This is a genomic window from Bradyrhizobium sp. LeoA1Lang (assembly GCF_055413685.1).
In genome coordinates, this window is sequence record NZ_JBVAPG010000686.1 from 1 (window position 1) to 250 (window position 250).

Annotated in this window: 1 pseudogene; it reads left to right on the forward strand. The window is 58.8% G+C overall.

The annotated features are described in order from the left end of the window. Positions 1–127: pseudogene (locus ACZYOF_RS44975) on the forward strand (IS630 family transposase); the annotation flags it as partial. Positions 128–250 lie beyond the last annotated feature (123 nt).

Sequence of the window (250 nt, forward strand, 5' to 3'; positions counted from 1 at the left end):
CACTCCGAAACACGCCAGTTGGCTCAACATGGTCGAGTGCGAGATCAGCGTTCTGCAACGCCAATGTCTCGGCCGCCGCATCGACGACCCCAAAAGGCTCCGAAAAGAGATCGCAGCATGGCAGCGGGGGATGTCCCGGGTTCTGTTGAATTACTGAAGAGGTCGGCGTTGCCCACCTTGAGCCGGTAGGCTCGGGGTGCTGATTCCACAAAGGAGAGCAACGCCATGACGAGAGATATCACACCGGCTG